Raw genomic sequence first — 14228 nt, 5'->3', positions numbered from 1 at the left:
TTGCGGGAGGAAGATTTGCGTATTTTGCTGGTCGAGGACAATCAGGTGCTGTCGGAAGGGCTTTCCGCACTTCTGCGCGGCAGCGGTTATGCGGTGGACGTGGTTTCCGATGGCGCTTCCGCCGATGCGGCGATTGCAGCGGAAAGTTTCGACCTCGTCATTCTCGATCTCAACCTGCCGGAAATGGATGGCATCGAGGTGCTGCGCTCCATGCGTTCGCGCCAGGACAAGGCGGCGGTGCTGATCCTGACGGCGCGCGGTACGCCGGAAGAAAAGGTCAAGGGGCTCGATCTCGGCGCCGACGACTACATGATCAAGCCGTTCGACATCACGGAATTCGAGGCCCGTGTGCGGGTGCTGCTGCGCCGCAATGCCGGCTTGCGTTCCTCCGCCCTCAGTTTCGGCAAGGTGCTTTTCGATCTCAATTCCCGCACCTTTTCCGCAGATGGGCGCCCGCTCGATATTCCGGCGCGCGAGGTGGCGCTGCTTGAGGTGCTGTTCATGCGGGCCGGCAAGGTTGTCGCCAAGGAGGCGATCGTGCAGTCGCTGACCGGCTTCGACGACGATATTTCCGCCAATGCCATCGAGCAATATGTCAGCCGCCTGCGCAAGCGGCTCGCGCCCCACGGGCTGACGGTCAAGACGGCGCGCGGTATCGGTTATTATCTCGAAAAGCTGCCGGAGATGGCTGAATGATACAGGCCGCCTATTCGCTCAGGCGGCGACTTCTAGGCTGGCTTCTCATCTCCACCGCCATTATCGGCTGCGTTGCGCTCACCGATACCTGGCGCGAGGCGGTCAACACCGCCAATGTCGTCTCCGACCGGGTGCTCTCAGGTTCGGCTCTGGCCATTGCCGAGCGGGTGGTGGTGGCAGAAGACGGCTCGCTGGAAGTCGACATTCCCTATGTCGCGCTGGAAATGCTGACATCGGCGGCGCAGGACCGGGTATTTTACCGCGTCGATGGGCCGAACGGGCAATTCCTCACCGGTTACCAGAACCTGCCGACCGTTGCGAACCCGGCGGGTGATACGCCCGCCTATCGCGATGCCGTGTTCCGCGATGAACCGATCCGCATCGCCGCTATCAGGCGTTTCGCTTCCACCGGCATCAATTCCGTGCCCTTTTCCGTCACCGTTGCCGAAACCACGATTGCCCGCAGCCAGCTGGCGCAGGCGATCATCCTGCGGTCCGCGCTCCGCCTGCTTCTGATGATCGTGGGGGCTGCGATCATCGTCTGGATCGCGGTGACGATTTCGCTCCGGCCGCTTTACCGGCTCAGCGAAGCCATTGCCGAGCGCAGCCCGAACGACCTGCACCCCATCCGCCAATCCGTGCCTGTCGAGGTGGAAAACTTGGTGGAAACGGTCAATTCCTTTATGGTGCGGCTGCAATCGGCGCTCGATGCGCTCCGGCATTTCACCGGCAATGCCAGCCACCAGCTGCGTACACCGCTTGCCATCATCAGCACCCAGCTGGCCCTTTCCGCCCGCGCCGCAAGCCTTGAAGAGGCGCAGGCGGCGGCGCTGAAGGGCGGCGCTTCGGTGGCGCATGCCGAACATATCCTCGCCCAGCTGCTGCGCATGGCCAATATCGATGCCGCCGGTTCGAGCGAAAAACATGATTTTTCCGCGATAGACCTGGTGGCCGTCGCGCAGAACGTGACCGCCGATTTCGTGCCGCGCGCAGCGGAGGCTGGCATCGATCTCGGTTTCGAAGGTGAAGGCGAAGCGACAATTCCCGCCGAGCCGCTCCTAATCGGCGAACTGATCGGCAATCTCGTTTCCAATGCCATCAATTATGCCGGGCGCGGGGCGGAAGTCACCGTGCGCGTCGGCAGGCAAGCGGGCGCTGTCTGGCTGGAAGTGGAAGATAACGGCCCCGGCATCCCCCCGGAAAAACGCGCCATGGTGCGCCAGCGCTTCGCCCGCGGCGAAGCCAACGCCGCCCCCGGCGCCGGCCTCGGCCTTGCGATCATCGAGGAGATCGCCGGGCTGTTTGGCGGGCGACTGACGCTGGAGGACGGCGCGGGCGGGCGCGGGTTGAGGGCGCGGGTGGAGTTTGGTGGCGTGGAAAAGGCGCCGTAGCCCGCCGGGTTTATCAGGCGGCCGTGTCTGCAGGCGGTTTCGCCACCAGCGAGAGCCTGTAGCCCAGCGCGTCGGCGACCTTGGCAATCGTCGCCAGTTCCGGATTTCCCTCGCCGCTCAGCGCCTTGTACAAGGTCTGGCGGGGAAGGCCGGTTTGTCTCGAAAGGTCAGTCATACCCTTGGCCCGCGCCACGACGCCCAGCGCATGGGCGAGCTCCTGTGCATCGCCGCTCTCTGTGGCGTCGGCGATGTAAGCGGCAAGCGCTTCGTCACTATCAAGGTAGCGGGCAGCATCGTAATCGCGTGTCACAAGTGGCATGGTCTCACTCCTTGAGCGCTCTGGCCAGTTTCTTGGCTCTGGCGATGTCGCGGGGTTGCGATGCCTTGTCGCCGCCACACAGCAATATGATGACGACATCGCCGTGCCGGACAAAATAGACCCGATATCCGGGTCCAAGGTCGATCCTGAGTTCGCTGACGCCTTCGCCAACCGGTTTCACGTCTCCGGGATTGCCGTCCGCCAGCCGGTAAATGCGGCGTGCGATGCGGGCGCGCGCCTGCACATCGCGCAGACCCGCCAGCCAGTCGGCAAACTCGCTTGTTTCCCGGATCGTGAGCATGGTGCAATGTAAACTGTGGTTGTCATTTCGTCAATGACGAAGGTTTCACCCCATCCGCTCGGAAGCATAGCTGCCGGGGCTCGGCGGGAAGACGACCGTGCGGTTGCCGTTGATGAAGGTGCGGTGGTGGATATGGGCGTGGATGGCGCGAGCCAGCACCTGGCTTTCCACGTCGCGGCCAAGCGAGACATAGTCGTCGGCCGATTGTGCATGGGTGATGCGCACCGTGTCCTGCTCGATGATCGGGCCTTCGTCGAGATCGGCGGTGACGTAATGCGCCGTTGCGCCGATAAGCTTCACGCCGCGCTCATAGGCCTGCTTGTAGGGGTTTGCGCCCTTGAAGCTCGGCAGGAAGGAGTGGTGGATGTTGATGATCTTGCCCGACATCTTGCGGCAGAGGTCATCGGACAGAACCTGCATGTAACGGGCCAGCACCACGAGTTCCGTGCCGCTCGTTTCGACCAGGTCCATCAGCTGCGCTTCGGCCTTCGGCTTGTTCTCCTTCGTCACCTTGATGTGGTGGAAGGGAATGTCGTGGTTGACCACCACTTTCTGGTAATCGAAATGGTTGGAGACGACGCCGACGATATCGATCGGCAGCGCGCCGATCTTCCAGCGATAGAGGAGGTCATTGAGGCAATGGCCGAAACGCGACACCATCAGCATTGCCTTCATGCGCTGGCCGTCCGGGTAGATCTCCGCCTCCATGCCGAATTTTTTCGCCACCGGCTGAAAGCCTTCGGTGATGGCCTCAAGGGAGGCGCCTTCTTCCGAAATGAAGGAAACGCGCATGAAGAACTTGCCGGTCTCGAGGTCGTCGAACTGCGAACTGTCGACGATGTTGCAGCCCTTTTCCGCCAGATAACCGGAAATCGCGGCGACGATGCCACGGGTCGATTTGCAGGCTACGGTCAGAACATAGGATGTCATTCGTTTTCCCTCAAAGACTTCACGCCGGCATCGGCCGGCACAGTTCGGCGCGTTCCATAGCGCAGCTTGGCGGCGGAGCAAAGCGCCAAGGCGACGTAGCCAAAGTCATAGGGCGGGAAACGGGCGCGCGCCGTGCCGGAAGCGACATGGAATGTTCCATGGCCAGCACGGCGGCGCCGGCATTCTGAGGGGGAGGGCTGCGCCGGTTAGGCGCGGCGCAGACGCATGGCCGGGCGGCCGCGGCCGTCGATCAGTTCCAGCGTGCCGCGACGCGGTTCCAGCCGGAAGGAGCGCGCGCCTTCCAGAGCTTCGATGAACTGCCGCTCCTGGCGCATGATGTCGGGCGCGCAGGCCATTTGGGTGGAGATCATCCGGCCGAAATCGACGCGGTTGCGGCTGATCTTCACCTCGCCGCCGATGCCGTTACAGCCGGCATTGCCGGAAACGCGGCCCTCGCGGGTAATTTCCAGTGTCGCCTGGCGGCGGCCGCGAATCCGTTCGCCGCGGATCTCCTGCACCAGCCAGCGTCCATCGATGCCGGCTTCCGGCTCCGGTCTGCCCGGACCCGCGCCGACACGCTCCAGCACGAGATCGGTATCGTCGCGACCGCCGGTCAGGACGGAGTAACGGCGGGTGGTGGTGAAGAGCAGACGGTCGCGGTCGCGGATTTCGGCGCTCAGCGCATAGGAACGGCGGCCACGAATGTCGCGGTCGTCATAACGCAGTACAAAAGGCACCGGCACCTGGCCACGCGGGCGGATGGTGGTTTCGGCAATCGTCTGCGACGGCGCATCCGCCAGCGAAACATCGATCAGGCGCACGGTGACGGTCGCGCCCGGCGGCAGGGCGATGCGCTCGCGATAGGAGACGCTGCCACGCAGGCTTGCCGGCGCGGCGACCGCACCACTTGCCGCAAAAAGCGGCGCAAGCGCGACAAGCCCGGCGAAACTGCGGCGCGAAAGAAGAGGTCGGTGGTCGGTCATGGTGCTTGCTCCGTGCTGGTTCCGTTCGAATTTCAACGGATGATAGAAAACGGCACTGAACGGGCGATGAACCGACGGGACTGCCCGTCGCTTTCAGGTTTCGTCCGTCACCTCCTCGGTGACGACAGAGGGGCCGTGCCTGTATTCGAGAAGGTCTCCGGGCTGGCAGTCCAGCGCCTCGCAGATCTTTTCGAGGGTTTCGAAGCGCACGCCTTTCGCCCTGCCGGATTTCAGGATTGAAAGATTCTGTTCGGTAATGCCGATACGGGCCGCGAGCTCCTTTGATCGCATCTTCCGTTTTGCAAGCATGACATCCAGATTGACGATGATCGGCACGGTCGTTTCCTAGATGAATTCGCGGTTTTCGTCGGCGATGCGCGTCGCTTCCCCCAGCACCCAGCCAACGACAATCATCAACCCGCCGGCAAAGCCCACAAGCATCTGCGTGCTCTCAAAAGAAAAGGAGATGCTCGGAACGGAATTGCCCACCGTCAGCAGAAAGGAAGCAGAGCCGGTCATGACGATCTGCGCCGGCAGCAATGCGGCAAGCGCGACACCGACCTGGATCAGCCTTTTGCCTGACGTCTGCGTAAAGACCTCGCCCCTTTCGAAAAGCCGGAAAAGAAGGACGGCAAACCAGAGCCCGCTAAGCACGGCCAGAAGCGGCAGAAGCCCGACGACAAAACCGGTGACACGCACGGCGTCGGTGAGCAGGTAAGGTGTGGCAGGCGGCAGGATCTGCCCTTCAATCACCGTCCGCAGGGTTTCCGTATCGGCCCATATGGCGACATAAGCGGCGATGAGGGTGCCTGCAAAAACGAAGGAAAGCCATATCAGGATACGGCTGACCCGGGCGATGCGGCGGCTGATGGATGGGTCGGTCATCAGGTGATCCGGTGGTTTTTGTTCTTCAATTCCTGTAAGACGATAAATTTATAACGTCAATCGAGACGGCAGGCCATCTTGCTGGGCTGATGACGCCGTTCATGCCTGCCGGCGGGCGCGCTTTGTATCCCACCGGCACACGAAAAAGGGGTCAGGGGGCTTCCATGTCGATATTGGCGATCTGGCCGCGCGTGTTGAGAATGAGCGACCAGAGCATCTGGCCCTTTTCGAAAGTGACCTTGAATCTGTGAAGATCACCCGCCTCGGTCGCCTGTCTTCCGAGATATTGCATGGCCGTCACCTTGCCACGGCGTCTGATTTCACCCGAAACCGCCCCGGCATTGGCCCGGACATCGGCGACGATGTCATCTTCGAAGCGCGAGAGGTTGAGGTTGCCGCTGCGTGCTTCCTCAAGAACGGTTCTGAGCGTGCGTTCCGCGGAGGCCGGGTCCTGACCGCCCGCTGCCTGCGCGGGGAGTGAGACAAGGCAGGCCTGCAGCACCACGCTCACCACGGCGGCGGTGAATAATTTCTTCATCATCGAGGTTCCTTTTTCAAATGACGGCTGGATCGGCCGACGGCGGCCAATCTCAATCAGGAACATCGATTTTTCAACATTTTTTATCGTAAAACGATAATTATTTATTTTGAAGCAGTTTCATTCCGCCGGTGGATAATCGACCTCGGAAGAGGCTGCCACTTTGCCGTGGCAGCCCGCGCCTGCTCAACCGCGGAAACCGTCCCGCAGCGCTTCGAACTTCGCAAGCTGTCCGGCCAGCAGCTCCTTGTTCTCGTCACGGCGGACGAAAATCTTGAACATGGCGCCGCCGGCGGCGTTCATGAACCAGACGGAACAGGAGCGGCGACCGTGAAAACCGCGATCGACGAAGGTGATCCCGGCGCAATTGTCCTTCTTGATGTGACCGCCTATGGGGCTGTCCCCATGGATGTTGAACCAGCCATGGCTTTCCGTGCCTTCCGGCAGGTGGCCGGGCACTTCCAGCACGATATCGCCGGTCTGCACGATCATCAGGACTTCTCCCCAGCCGCGCATCTCGTTCCAGATGGCGTCGAACTGGTCGGCGGCAGCGGAAACGGCCGCACCCTCAGGCAGAATCGCCAGAATTTCGGCAGGCGTCACTTCGGCCTTGGCGGCAATGGCCTCCACGATGCCATCGGGCTTTTCGGCAAGGGCTGATGCGGCGCGGGCCTGCCTGTCGTCATCGGTCTTCTGGGCTGCAATGCTCATCGGACGGCCTCAGGCGGCAATCGAACGGCGCTCGCCATTCTTGTCTTCATGGATGATGACGTCGAAGCCTTCGAAATGCGGGCCGGAAAGATATTCCACCTTGCCGCGGTTTTCGCCGGCCTTGGCGTGGGCGGCGCGGAACTGTTCGGATTTCGTCCAGGCAAGGAAGTCATCCTTGGTGGCCCAGACGGTGTGCGAGGCGTAAAGCGTATGGTCGTCCGCCTTCGGGCCTTTCAGCATGTGAAATTCGATATAGCCCGGCAGTTCGCTCAGGTGCGATTTGCGCTCGCGCCAGATGGATTCGAAGGTGTCTTCATAACCCGGCACGACACGAAAGCGGTTCATTGCGATAAACATGAAAGTCTCCCTTTAAGTTTCCTGTTTCAGTCAGGATATCCGGCCCGGATGGGGTTGGGAAGGGGTTCACGACAAAGCGAACAAATTTACTCCACTTATCGATTGCGCGGTGTATAAACATGTGTAAAGAACTCAAGATTAGTGGCGCGGGCAAACCGGCGCCGGGTCGTGTTTCAGGATAACGCCATGTTGAATTCCCGCCTTCGTTCCTTCGTTCTCGCCGCCCTCGTGCCCGCCGCAATCAGCTTTGCCGCGCCGGCTGCCATGGCTTCGGACAAGGGTAATCCGGAGGCGAAACGCATCGTCGCAGTGGGCGGCACGGTGACGGAAATCCTTTATGCGCTGGGTGCAGGAGATCGTATCGTGGCGCGCGATAGCACCAGCAGCTATCCGGCCGATGCGCTCGCCAAGCCTGACATCGGTTACATGCGAGCGCTGTCGTCGGAAGGCATCCTGTCGCAGAAGCCGGATCTCATTCTTTCGGAAGACGGTTCCGGCCCGGCTGATGTCATCGCCATCCTGAAGGCAAGTGCCGTGCCTTTCGTCACCGTCGATACGCCGCCGAGCGGCGACGCCATTCCCAAGAAGATCGAGGATGTCGGCGCGGCCGTGGGTCTCTCGGACAAGGCGAAGGCGCTGGCTGCCGAGACCAGGGCTGGGCTCGATGCACTCGCCAAGGATGTCTCCGCCATCCCGGAAAAGGGCAGGAAGCGTGTTCTCTTCGTGCTCTCCACCGCCGGAGGCCGCATCATGGCGGCGGGCAAGGATACCGAAGCGGCGGCGATCATCGAAATGGCGGGCGGTATCAATGCGGCTCAGGAGATCACGGGTTACAAGCCGCTGACGGATGAGGCGGTCATTGCCGCAGCACCCGACGTGGTGCTGACCATGGCGCGCGGCGACCACGCCGCCAAGGCGGATGAGACTTTCGCGCTTCCCGCTTTCCAGTCCACGCCTGCCGCCGCAAGCAAGGCGCTCATCAGCATGGATGGGCTTTATCTCATCGGTTTCGGCCCGCGCACGCCTGCAGCAGGTCGCGAGTTGGCAAACAAGCTCTACCCTGACGTGGTGAAGCCGTGAGCCTTGCGATCTTGAGTTCCACCGAGGGCGGCGTTGCCGGCGACAGATCCCGCCAGGGGGTTGTCGCCCTTGCCGTGCTCGTCGGCATCCTGCTGTTTGCCTGTGGCGTGTCGCTTGTCAGCGGACCCACGGGCGTCGGCATTTCAGAGCTCATTGCCTATCTTACCGGCGGCGCGGACCAGCTCGATGCGCGCGACAGGATCATTCTCGAGGCCGTGCGCCTGCCGCGCACCGCGCTCGGCATGTTGATCGGCGCCGGGCTTGCCGTTTCAGGGGCGATGATGCAGGGCCTGTTCCGCAATCCATTGGCCGATCCCGGCATTGTCGGCGTCACCTCGGGTGCGGCGCTGTTTGCGGTCGCGGCGATTTCCCTTGGGGAAGGCGCGCTTGCCACGGTGGCGGTGTTTTTCGGCCCGCATTTCCTGCCCATCATGGCATTCTTCGGCGGGCTGCTGAACACCTGGGTGCTTTACCTGATCGCCACCAAGGACGGCGCGACCTCCACCACCACGCTCATTCTGGCCGGCATTGCGGTGGCGGCAATCAGCGGCGCGCTGACCGGGTTGATGATTTTCGTGGCGGATGACCGGGCGCTGCGCGACATCACCTTCTGGTCGCTCGGTTCGCTCGGCGGTGCAACGCCCGCCAAGGTGCTCGCGACCCTGCCTTTCATCATCGTCGTTCTCGCCATCATTCCCTTCGTTGCCCGCGGGCTCGATGCGCTGATCCTCGGGGATGCGGCCGCTTTTCACATGGGCATTCCGGTGCAGCGGCTAAAACGGATCGTCATTCTGGCCGTTGCCGCCGCCTGCGGGGCGAGTGTGGCGGCGGCCGGTTCCATCGGCTTCGTCGGCATCGTCGTGCCGCATCTGCTTCGCCTTGCCATTGGCCCGTCGCACCGCTTTTTACTGCCGGCGTCGGCACTTGGCGGGGCGGCGCTTCTGCTGCTGGCCGACAGTTTCGCCCGCACGGTGGCCGCACCTGCGGAACTGCCGATCGGCGTCGTCACGGCGCTCATCGGCGCGCCGGTCTTCCTGTTCCTGCTCTTGGGACGCGGCGGCTTTTCCATGCGGAACATGTCATGATCCGGGCCGAAAACCTCACCCTCATCCGCTCCGGCCGCCGGCTGCTCGACACGGTCAGCGTCGATCTGAAGCCCGGCAAGGTCAATGTCATCATCGGCCCCAACGGCGCCGGCAAATCCACGCTGATGAAGGTTCTCTCGGGCGAGATGCGCGCCGAGAGCGGTTCGGTGACCTATAATGACGTCGACCTGCCGGCCTTCACGCCGGTCCAGCTTGCGCGTCTCAGGGCCGTGCTGCCGCAGAGCACCCAGCTTGCGTTTCCTTTCACGGCGCTCGAAATCGTGCGCATGGGAGCGGTTGCACAGGGGTCTCGTATGCCGGAAGAACAGGCCCGCCGGGCGCTTGCCAAGGCCGGGCTGCGCGGTTTCGAGCAACGGTCCTACAACATGCTCTCAGGCGGCGAGCAGCAGCGGGTGCAGTTTGCCCGGGCGCTGGCGCAGGTGCCTTTTCCGGTGGAAAATGGTGAGGCGCGGGCGCTCTTCCTCGACGAGCCGACGGCCAGCCTCGATATCGGCCACCAGATCGCCGTGCTGGAAACGGCGCGCGACTTTGCAAGCGGCGGTGGGTTGGTGCTCGCCATCCTGCACGATCTCAATCTTGCGGCGGAATTTGCCGATCAACTTATCGTCATGCATGGCGGCCGGGTGACGGCGAGCGGTCCTTCGCTGGAAACGATCAGCGACGAGACCATCGCCAGGGTCTATGGCATTGGCGGCGTCGTCGGCCGTCTGCCCGCGCGGCATATTCCTTACGTGCTGCCGCAGTCGCGCCACCGTTAAGGACCTGTCCTTCGCCTCAGCTTTCCGGGCGCGTGGCGATGAAGAGCGCAGAGCCCAGCATGACGGCGGCGACGATGGCTGCCCGTAGCGGCGGCGGCTCGCTCAGGAACCAGAAAGCGGCGTAGCTGACGGACATGGCCGAAAGCGCCGCGATCTTGGCGTTGCGGGCGATTGCGCCGCGTTCGCGCCATCGCTGCAGGGAAGGGCCGAATCTGGGGTGGGCCAGCAGCCACGCCTCGAGTTTTGGTGAAGAGCGCGAAAAACACCAGAGCGCCAGAAGCAGGAACGGCGTGGTGGGCAAAACGGGAAGAAACGCGCCGACAATGCCGGTCGCGACCATTAGCCAGCCAAGACAGAGGTATAAAAGGCGCATGCCTAGCCGGTATCATGAGTTCAGCACTCAGGATAGAGCGGCGGGCCCAAAACCATGCGGTCCCGTTGCCGCAGGTTCCGGCCGCACCTGAAAAACCAAGGGGTTTTTGCCATCACATTTGCCGTGATCGGGCCGCTACGTCCTGTCGCAGAGCGCCTTTAGGGTTGAAAGCGCGACGCTCAGTCTTTATCCCCTTGGGCCGCGATGCCCGGAGCATAACCGGGCCGTCAACAGGAAGAAGAAGGAAAACACCATGGCCAAGCTGATCCACTCGATGGTCCGGGTGCTGGACGAAAAGCGTTCGGTGGAATTTTACAAACAGGCTTTCGGCCTTGAAATTGCGGAACGCGCCGAGTTCGAGAATTTCACGCTGATCTATCTCAGCAATGCCGAGGGCGATTTCGAGCTGGAACTGACCGTCAACCGTGGCCGCGAAGTGCCCTATGCGCTGGGCGACGGCTACGGCCACCTTGCCGTCAGCGTTGCCGATGTGGACGCTGAACACCAGCGCTTCATCGAGGTCGGCCTTTCTCCCGGCAAGATCATCGAGGCCGATTATAAGGGCCAGCCTTTCGCAAAATATTTTTTCATCTGCGATCCCGATGGTTACAAGATCGAAGTGCTGCAGCGCGGCAACCGGTTTAAATAAGCTCTGATGGAGGCGGGCATGGCAGAGGCAGGCGTCAAACTCGAAGACAGCTGGAAGCGCGTTCTTTCCGGCGAATTCGCCAGCCCCTACATGCTCAAGCTGAAAGAGTTCCTGCTTGCCGAAAAGACCGCCGGCAAGCGCATCTTCCCGAAGGGCGCGGAATATTTCCGCGCTCTCGATCTCACGCCTCTCGATGAGGTCAAGGTCGTCATTTTAGGCCAGGATCCCTATCACGGGCTTGGCCAGGCGCATGGGCTGTGCTTTTCCGTCCAGCCCGGCGTGCGCATTCCGCCTTCGCTCGTCAATATCTACAAGGAATTGCAGGCCGATCTCGGCATTCGCCCGGTGGGTCACGGCTTTCTGGAAAGCTGGGCAAAACAGGGCGTGCTTCTGCTCAACAGCGTGCTGACGGTGGAAGAGTCCCGCGCCGCCTCGCATCAGGGGCAGGGCTGGGAAAAATTCACCGACGCCGTCATCCGCGCTGTCAACGACGAATGCGACCATGTCGTCTTCCTGCTCTGGGGCTCCTATGCCCAGAAGAAGGCGGCCTTCGTGGACCAGCGCAAGCACCTCGTGCTGCGCTCGCCGCATCCGTCCCCGCTTTCGGCCCATAACGGCTTTTTCGGCAATGGCCATTTTTCCAAGGCAAACGCCTTTCTCGTCTCCCATGGCCGCCAGCCGATCGACTGGCAATTGCCTGAAACGGCGGGCAGTGACAAAAACCTTCTCTAGATACTCATAAAATGTCTTTACGCTTTGCGGTTGTCGGGATTAAAGATAACCGGACTACAAAGTGAAGGATTATGCCCGTGTCTCTCCTGTCTGCCGAAACCTCCGTCTCGCTGTCCGATCCGCTGTCGATCGTCGATGCTTTTGAGGATCATTTTTCCGAGCATATGGAGATGGAACGCGACGGTGCGACAGTGCGGTTCAAGACCGAATATGGCCATGGCAGCTTCAGCGCCGAAGGCGGCCATTTCGCTGCAAGGGTCAGCTGCATTTCCGAACATATATTGATGTCGGTAAAGGCCATGGTGGCCGAGCATATCGTCGAATTCTCCGGCGAGACGGGGCTGGATTTCCGCTGGAGCGGCCATGGCGCGCAGCAGCGTGAACTGCCCAATCTTTTCGTCGGCAAGGTCGCCCGCGCCTATAATCTGACACCGCATATGCGCCGGCTGGTGGTATCGGTCGAAAGCGGCATCGAAAGGCTGCTGACCGGCGGCATGCATGTGCGCCTGCTTCTGGTGCCGGATCAGGCCCGCGCACCGATCTGGCCTTATCTTGCGCCCACCGGGGCGATCGTCTGGCCGGCGGGCGATGATCTTCTCACACGGCGCGTCTACACCATCCGTTCTGGCGATATCGCGCGTGGTGAAGTCGATATCGACTTCGTCATGCATGAGGGCGACCACATGCCGGGCGCGACCTTCGGTGCGACGGCGAAGCCCGGCGATGTTCTCGGCATCATCGGCCCGAGCGGTGTTTGCCCGGAAGCCGAGCGTTATGTCTTCGCCGGTGACGAGACGGCGCTGCCGGTGATGCTGCGCATGGCAGCCGAAATGCCGGCTGGGAAAAAGCTCAACGTCTATGCTGAAGTCGATGACGAAGCCGAGCGGCAGGAGATCGTCTGCGCGGCGAATGTCGAGTGGACATGGCTTTATCGCCGCGGCAAGCCCGCCGGCACCGCCGGCCTCATTGAAAAGGCGTTGCGCGACCATGCCTGGAGCGCGGATCATGAAGGCCTGCACGTCTTTGTCGCCTGCGAAAAATCCGAGGCGAGGGCGGCAAAATCCTTCCTCACCGACGAGATTTCTTTCCCGAAAGCGTCGCTGCGCGCCGTCGGCTACTGGACCCTGGGCGTTGCCGACGATCATTGAACTGCCCCATCGGGCTCGTTGAACAGTCGGTTTTATCGTTCACCATTCGGGAACAATCCGTTCCCGTTGTCCACTCTATGCCTGAGAGCGCTGTTACCCCATCTTTACGCCATGAACAGGGCAGGCCCAACCATGAGGCTCGCCAGGCAAAAAGGGGTTTATCATGCTCAACCAGATCAAGGGCCTGCACCACGTCACGTCGATGGCGGCGAGCGCGCGTCAGAACAACAGTTTTTTCACCGATACGCTCGGCCTGCGCCGGGTGAAGAAGACGGTCAATTTCGACGCGCCTGACGTCTATCACCTGTATTATGGTGATGAAGTCGGCACGCCCGGCTCCGTCATGACCTATTTCCCGTTCCCGCATATCGCTCGTGGCCGTCCCGGCACCGGTGAAGTGGGCACGACGCTGTTTTCCGTTCCCGAGGGATCGCTCGGCTACTGGCAGGACCGTCTTTCCAAGGCCGGCGTGGATGGCCTGAAGGCCGATGAAGCCTTTGGCAACAAGCGCCTGCATTTCGCAGGTCCCGATGGAGACGGTTTTGCGCTGGTTGAAGTCAGGGACGACAATCGTGCGCAGTGGATCGGCAACGGCGTCGGCGCGGATCAGGCGATCCACGGCTTTCAGGGTGCCTCGTTGCGACTTCGCGATGAAGGTGCGACGGCCGAGCTATTGAAATTCATGGGCTATCAGGAAGTGGATCGCCAGGACGGCGTTCTGCGCCTCGGTATGCCCGGCGGTAACGGTGCTGACTTTATCGACATCGAAACCATGCCGAATATCTCTGGCGCGCGGTTGGGTGCAGGGTCCGTGCACCACATCGCCTTTGCGGTCGAAAACCGCGAAAAGCAGCTGGAGGTGCGCAAAGCGCTGATGGATACCGGCTATCAGGTGACGCCTGTCATCGACCGCGATTATTTCTGGGCGATCTATTTCCGCACCCCGGGCGGCGTGCTGTTCGAGGTGGCCACCAACGAGCCCGGTTTCGACCGCGACGAGGACACCGCCCATCTCGGCGAGGCGCTGAAGCTGCCGACCCAGCATGCGCATCTGCGCTCCGTGCTGGAAGAGCATCTGGAGCCGCTGGGCGACGAGAAGGCGGTTTAACCGCTCGATAGCGTTTGGCAGGACATTGCCACGTATTTCTTCTCCCCGTTTGGGGAGAAGGTGGCCCGAAGGGTCGGATGAGGGGGCAACGTCAGCTATAGATCGCACCCGTGCCCCCTTCATCCCGCTGCCGCGACCTTCTCCCCGGCGGGGAGAAGAAACA

General features: G+C 61.8%; 19 protein-coding genes. 9 read left to right on the top strand and 10 right to left on the bottom strand.

Annotated elements, in window-relative coordinates:
- Positions 1 to 15 precede the first annotated feature (15 nt).
- A complete protein-coding gene (locus QRN60_RS12160) occupies positions 16 to 696 on the top strand; it encodes a response regulator (protein ID WP_003491888.1) in 681 nt (226 codons plus the stop codon).
- Complete coding sequence (locus tag QRN60_RS12155) at positions 693 to 2087, top strand: sensor histidine kinase (RefSeq protein WP_129565097.1); 1395 nt, start codon at positions 693 to 695, stop codon at positions 2085 to 2087. The genes QRN60_RS12160 and QRN60_RS12155 overlap by 4 nt, the downstream gene beginning before the upstream one ends.
- 13 nt (positions 2088 to 2100) lie before the next feature.
- On the opposite strand, the gene QRN60_RS12150 is transcribed toward QRN60_RS12155, so the two are convergent.
- The 9 genes from QRN60_RS12150 to hmuQ all read right to left on the bottom strand — a co-directional run bounded on the left by QRN60_RS12150 (position 2101) and on the right by hmuQ (position 7111).
- The gene (locus QRN60_RS12150; RefSeq protein WP_060723677.1) at positions 2101 to 2406 is read right to left on the bottom strand and encodes an addiction module antidote protein; all 306 of its coding nucleotides are present in this window, start codon (positions 2404 to 2406) and stop codon (positions 2101 to 2103) included.
- 4 nt (positions 2407 to 2410) lie between these two features.
- Complete coding sequence (locus QRN60_RS12145; protein ID WP_020011654.1) at positions 2411 to 2707, bottom strand: type II toxin-antitoxin system RelE/ParE family toxin; 297 nt, start codon at positions 2705 to 2707, stop codon at positions 2411 to 2413.
- A 45-nt stretch (positions 2708 to 2752) separates the two neighbouring features.
- Entirely contained in the window at positions 2753 to 3637 is an 885-nt protein-coding gene (gene purU, locus QRN60_RS12140) for a formyltetrahydrofolate deformylase (RefSeq protein ID WP_004429922.1), read from the bottom strand.
- Between the two features lie 206 nt (positions 3638 to 3843).
- Positions 3844 to 4620, bottom strand: coding sequence for a YbaY family lipoprotein (locus tag QRN60_RS12135; protein ID WP_020809374.1), 777 nt, complete (start codon positions 4618 to 4620; stop codon positions 3844 to 3846).
- 93 nt (positions 4621 to 4713) lie between these two features.
- Positions 4714 to 4956 (bottom strand): helix-turn-helix domain-containing protein, encoded by a 243-nt coding sequence (locus QRN60_RS12130; RefSeq protein WP_080866411.1) that lies wholly within the window; start codon positions 4954 to 4956, stop codon positions 4714 to 4716.
- Between the two features lie 9 nt (positions 4957 to 4965).
- Positions 4966 to 5505, bottom strand: coding sequence for a DUF2975 domain-containing protein (locus QRN60_RS12125; RefSeq protein ID WP_111792962.1), 540 nt, complete (start codon positions 5503 to 5505; stop codon positions 4966 to 4968).
- A 151-nt stretch (positions 5506 to 5656) separates the two neighbouring features.
- The gene (locus QRN60_RS12120) at positions 5657 to 6046 is read right to left on the bottom strand and encodes a hypothetical protein (protein WP_223564872.1); all 390 of its coding nucleotides are present in this window, start codon (positions 6044 to 6046) and stop codon (positions 5657 to 5659) included.
- Positions 6047 to 6229: 183 nt separating this feature from the next.
- Complete coding sequence (gene hutX / locus QRN60_RS12115) at positions 6230 to 6754, bottom strand: heme utilization cystosolic carrier protein HutX (protein WP_112278475.1); 525 nt, start codon at positions 6752 to 6754, stop codon at positions 6230 to 6232.
- 9 nt (positions 6755 to 6763) lie between these two features.
- Positions 6764 to 7111, bottom strand: coding sequence for a heme-degrading protein HmuQ (gene hmuQ, locus QRN60_RS12110; protein WP_004429958.1), 348 nt, complete (start codon positions 7109 to 7111; stop codon positions 6764 to 6766).
- Between the two features lie 186 nt (positions 7112 to 7297).
- Here hmuQ and QRN60_RS12105 point away from each other — a divergent pair, with 186 nt between their 5' ends.
- The 3 genes from QRN60_RS12105 to QRN60_RS12095 are packed head-to-tail and all read left to right on the top strand — an operon-like array spanning position 7298 to position 10055.
- Entirely contained in the window at positions 7298 to 8191 is an 894-nt protein-coding gene (locus QRN60_RS12105; RefSeq protein ID WP_112278474.1) for a heme/hemin ABC transporter substrate-binding protein, read from the top strand.
- A complete protein-coding gene (locus QRN60_RS12100; RefSeq protein WP_060723669.1) occupies positions 8188 to 9276 on the top strand; it encodes a FecCD family ABC transporter permease in 1089 nt (362 codons plus the stop codon). The genes QRN60_RS12105 and QRN60_RS12100 overlap by 4 nt, the downstream gene beginning before the upstream one ends.
- Complete coding sequence (locus tag QRN60_RS12095; RefSeq protein WP_060723668.1) at positions 9273 to 10055, top strand: heme ABC transporter ATP-binding protein; 783 nt, start codon at positions 9273 to 9275, stop codon at positions 10053 to 10055. Before QRN60_RS12100 ends, QRN60_RS12095 begins: the two co-directional genes overlap by 4 nt.
- 16 nt (positions 10056 to 10071) lie before the next feature.
- On the opposite strand, the gene QRN60_RS12090 is transcribed toward QRN60_RS12095, so the two are convergent.
- Positions 10072 to 10428, bottom strand: a complete 357-nt coding sequence (locus QRN60_RS12090) for a YbaN family protein (protein ID WP_020809365.1) — start codon at positions 10426 to 10428, stop codon at positions 10072 to 10074.
- A 253-nt stretch (positions 10429 to 10681) separates the two neighbouring features.
- On the opposite strand from QRN60_RS12090, the gene QRN60_RS12085 reads away from it, so the two are divergent.
- The 4 genes from QRN60_RS12085 to QRN60_RS12070 all read left to right on the top strand — a co-directional run bounded on the left by QRN60_RS12085 (position 10682) and on the right by QRN60_RS12070 (position 14065).
- On the top strand, positions 10682 to 11077 hold the full coding sequence (locus tag QRN60_RS12085; protein ID WP_004429967.1) for a VOC family protein: 396 nt from the start codon (positions 10682 to 10684) through the stop codon (positions 11075 to 11077).
- An 18-nt stretch (positions 11078 to 11095) separates the two neighbouring features.
- Positions 11096 to 11809 (top strand): uracil-DNA glycosylase, encoded by a 714-nt coding sequence (gene ung, locus QRN60_RS12080; protein ID WP_031233587.1) that lies wholly within the window; start codon positions 11096 to 11098, stop codon positions 11807 to 11809.
- Between the two features lie 71 nt (positions 11810 to 11880).
- Positions 11881 to 12957, top strand: a complete 1077-nt coding sequence (locus tag QRN60_RS12075; RefSeq protein ID WP_129565096.1) for a siderophore-interacting protein — start codon at positions 11881 to 11883, stop codon at positions 12955 to 12957.
- Between the two features lie 163 nt (positions 12958 to 13120).
- Complete coding sequence (locus tag QRN60_RS12070) at positions 13121 to 14065, top strand: VOC family protein (RefSeq protein ID WP_004429973.1); 945 nt, start codon at positions 13121 to 13123, stop codon at positions 14063 to 14065.
- Positions 14066 to 14228 lie beyond the last annotated feature (163 nt).

The organism is Agrobacterium sp. CFBP2214 (assembly GCF_030209895.1).
Classification (GTDB): Bacteria; Pseudomonadota; Alphaproteobacteria; order Rhizobiales; family Rhizobiaceae; genus Agrobacterium; species Agrobacterium radiobacter.
Note: the sequence above shows the minus strand (reverse complement) of the source record. Positions and strands in the feature narration are given on the sequence as shown.

Coding starts and splice junctions, on each gene's coding strand:
- QRN60_RS12155 (WP_129565097.1), top strand. CDS start 693: ATGATACAGGCCGCCTATTCGCTCAGGCGGCGACTTCTAGGCTGGCTT.
- QRN60_RS12150 (WP_060723677.1), bottom strand. CDS start 2,406: ATGCCACTTGTGACACGCGATTACGATGCTGCCCGCTACCTTGATAGT.
- QRN60_RS12145 (WP_020011654.1), bottom strand. CDS start 2,707: ATGCTCACGATCCGGGAAACAAGCGAGTTTGCCGACTGGCTGGCGGGT.
- purU (WP_004429922.1), bottom strand. CDS start 3,637: ATGACATCCTATGTTCTGACCGTAGCCTGCAAATCGACCCGTGGCATC.
- QRN60_RS12135 (WP_020809374.1), bottom strand. CDS start 4,620: ATGACCGACCACCGACCTCTTCTTTCGCGCCGCAGTTTCGCCGGGCTT.
- QRN60_RS12125 (WP_111792962.1), bottom strand. CDS start 5,505: ATGACCGACCCATCCATCAGCCGCCGCATCGCCCGGGTCAGCCGTATC.
- QRN60_RS12120 (WP_223564872.1), bottom strand. CDS start 6,046: ATGATGAAGAAATTATTCACCGCCGCCGTGGTGAGCGTGGTGCTGCAG.
- hutX (WP_112278475.1), bottom strand. CDS start 6,754: ATGAGCATTGCAGCCCAGAAGACCGATGACGACAGGCAGGCCCGCGCC.
- hmuQ (WP_004429958.1), bottom strand. CDS start 7,111: ATGTTTATCGCAATGAACCGCTTTCGTGTCGTGCCGGGTTATGAAGAC.
- QRN60_RS12105 (WP_112278474.1), top strand. CDS start 7,298: ATGTTGAATTCCCGCCTTCGTTCCTTCGTTCTCGCCGCCCTCGTGCCC.
- QRN60_RS12095 (WP_060723668.1), top strand. CDS start 9,273: ATGATCCGGGCCGAAAACCTCACCCTCATCCGCTCCGGCCGCCGGCTG.
- QRN60_RS12090 (WP_020809365.1), bottom strand. CDS start 10,428: ATGCGCCTTTTATACCTCTGTCTTGGCTGGCTAATGGTCGCGACCGGC.
- QRN60_RS12085 (WP_004429967.1), top strand. CDS start 10,682: ATGGCCAAGCTGATCCACTCGATGGTCCGGGTGCTGGACGAAAAGCGT.
- ung (WP_031233587.1), top strand. CDS start 11,096: ATGGCAGAGGCAGGCGTCAAACTCGAAGACAGCTGGAAGCGCGTTCTT.
- QRN60_RS12075 (WP_129565096.1), top strand. CDS start 11,881: ATGCCCGTGTCTCTCCTGTCTGCCGAAACCTCCGTCTCGCTGTCCGAT.
- QRN60_RS12070 (WP_004429973.1), top strand. CDS start 13,121: ATGCTCAACCAGATCAAGGGCCTGCACCACGTCACGTCGATGGCGGCG.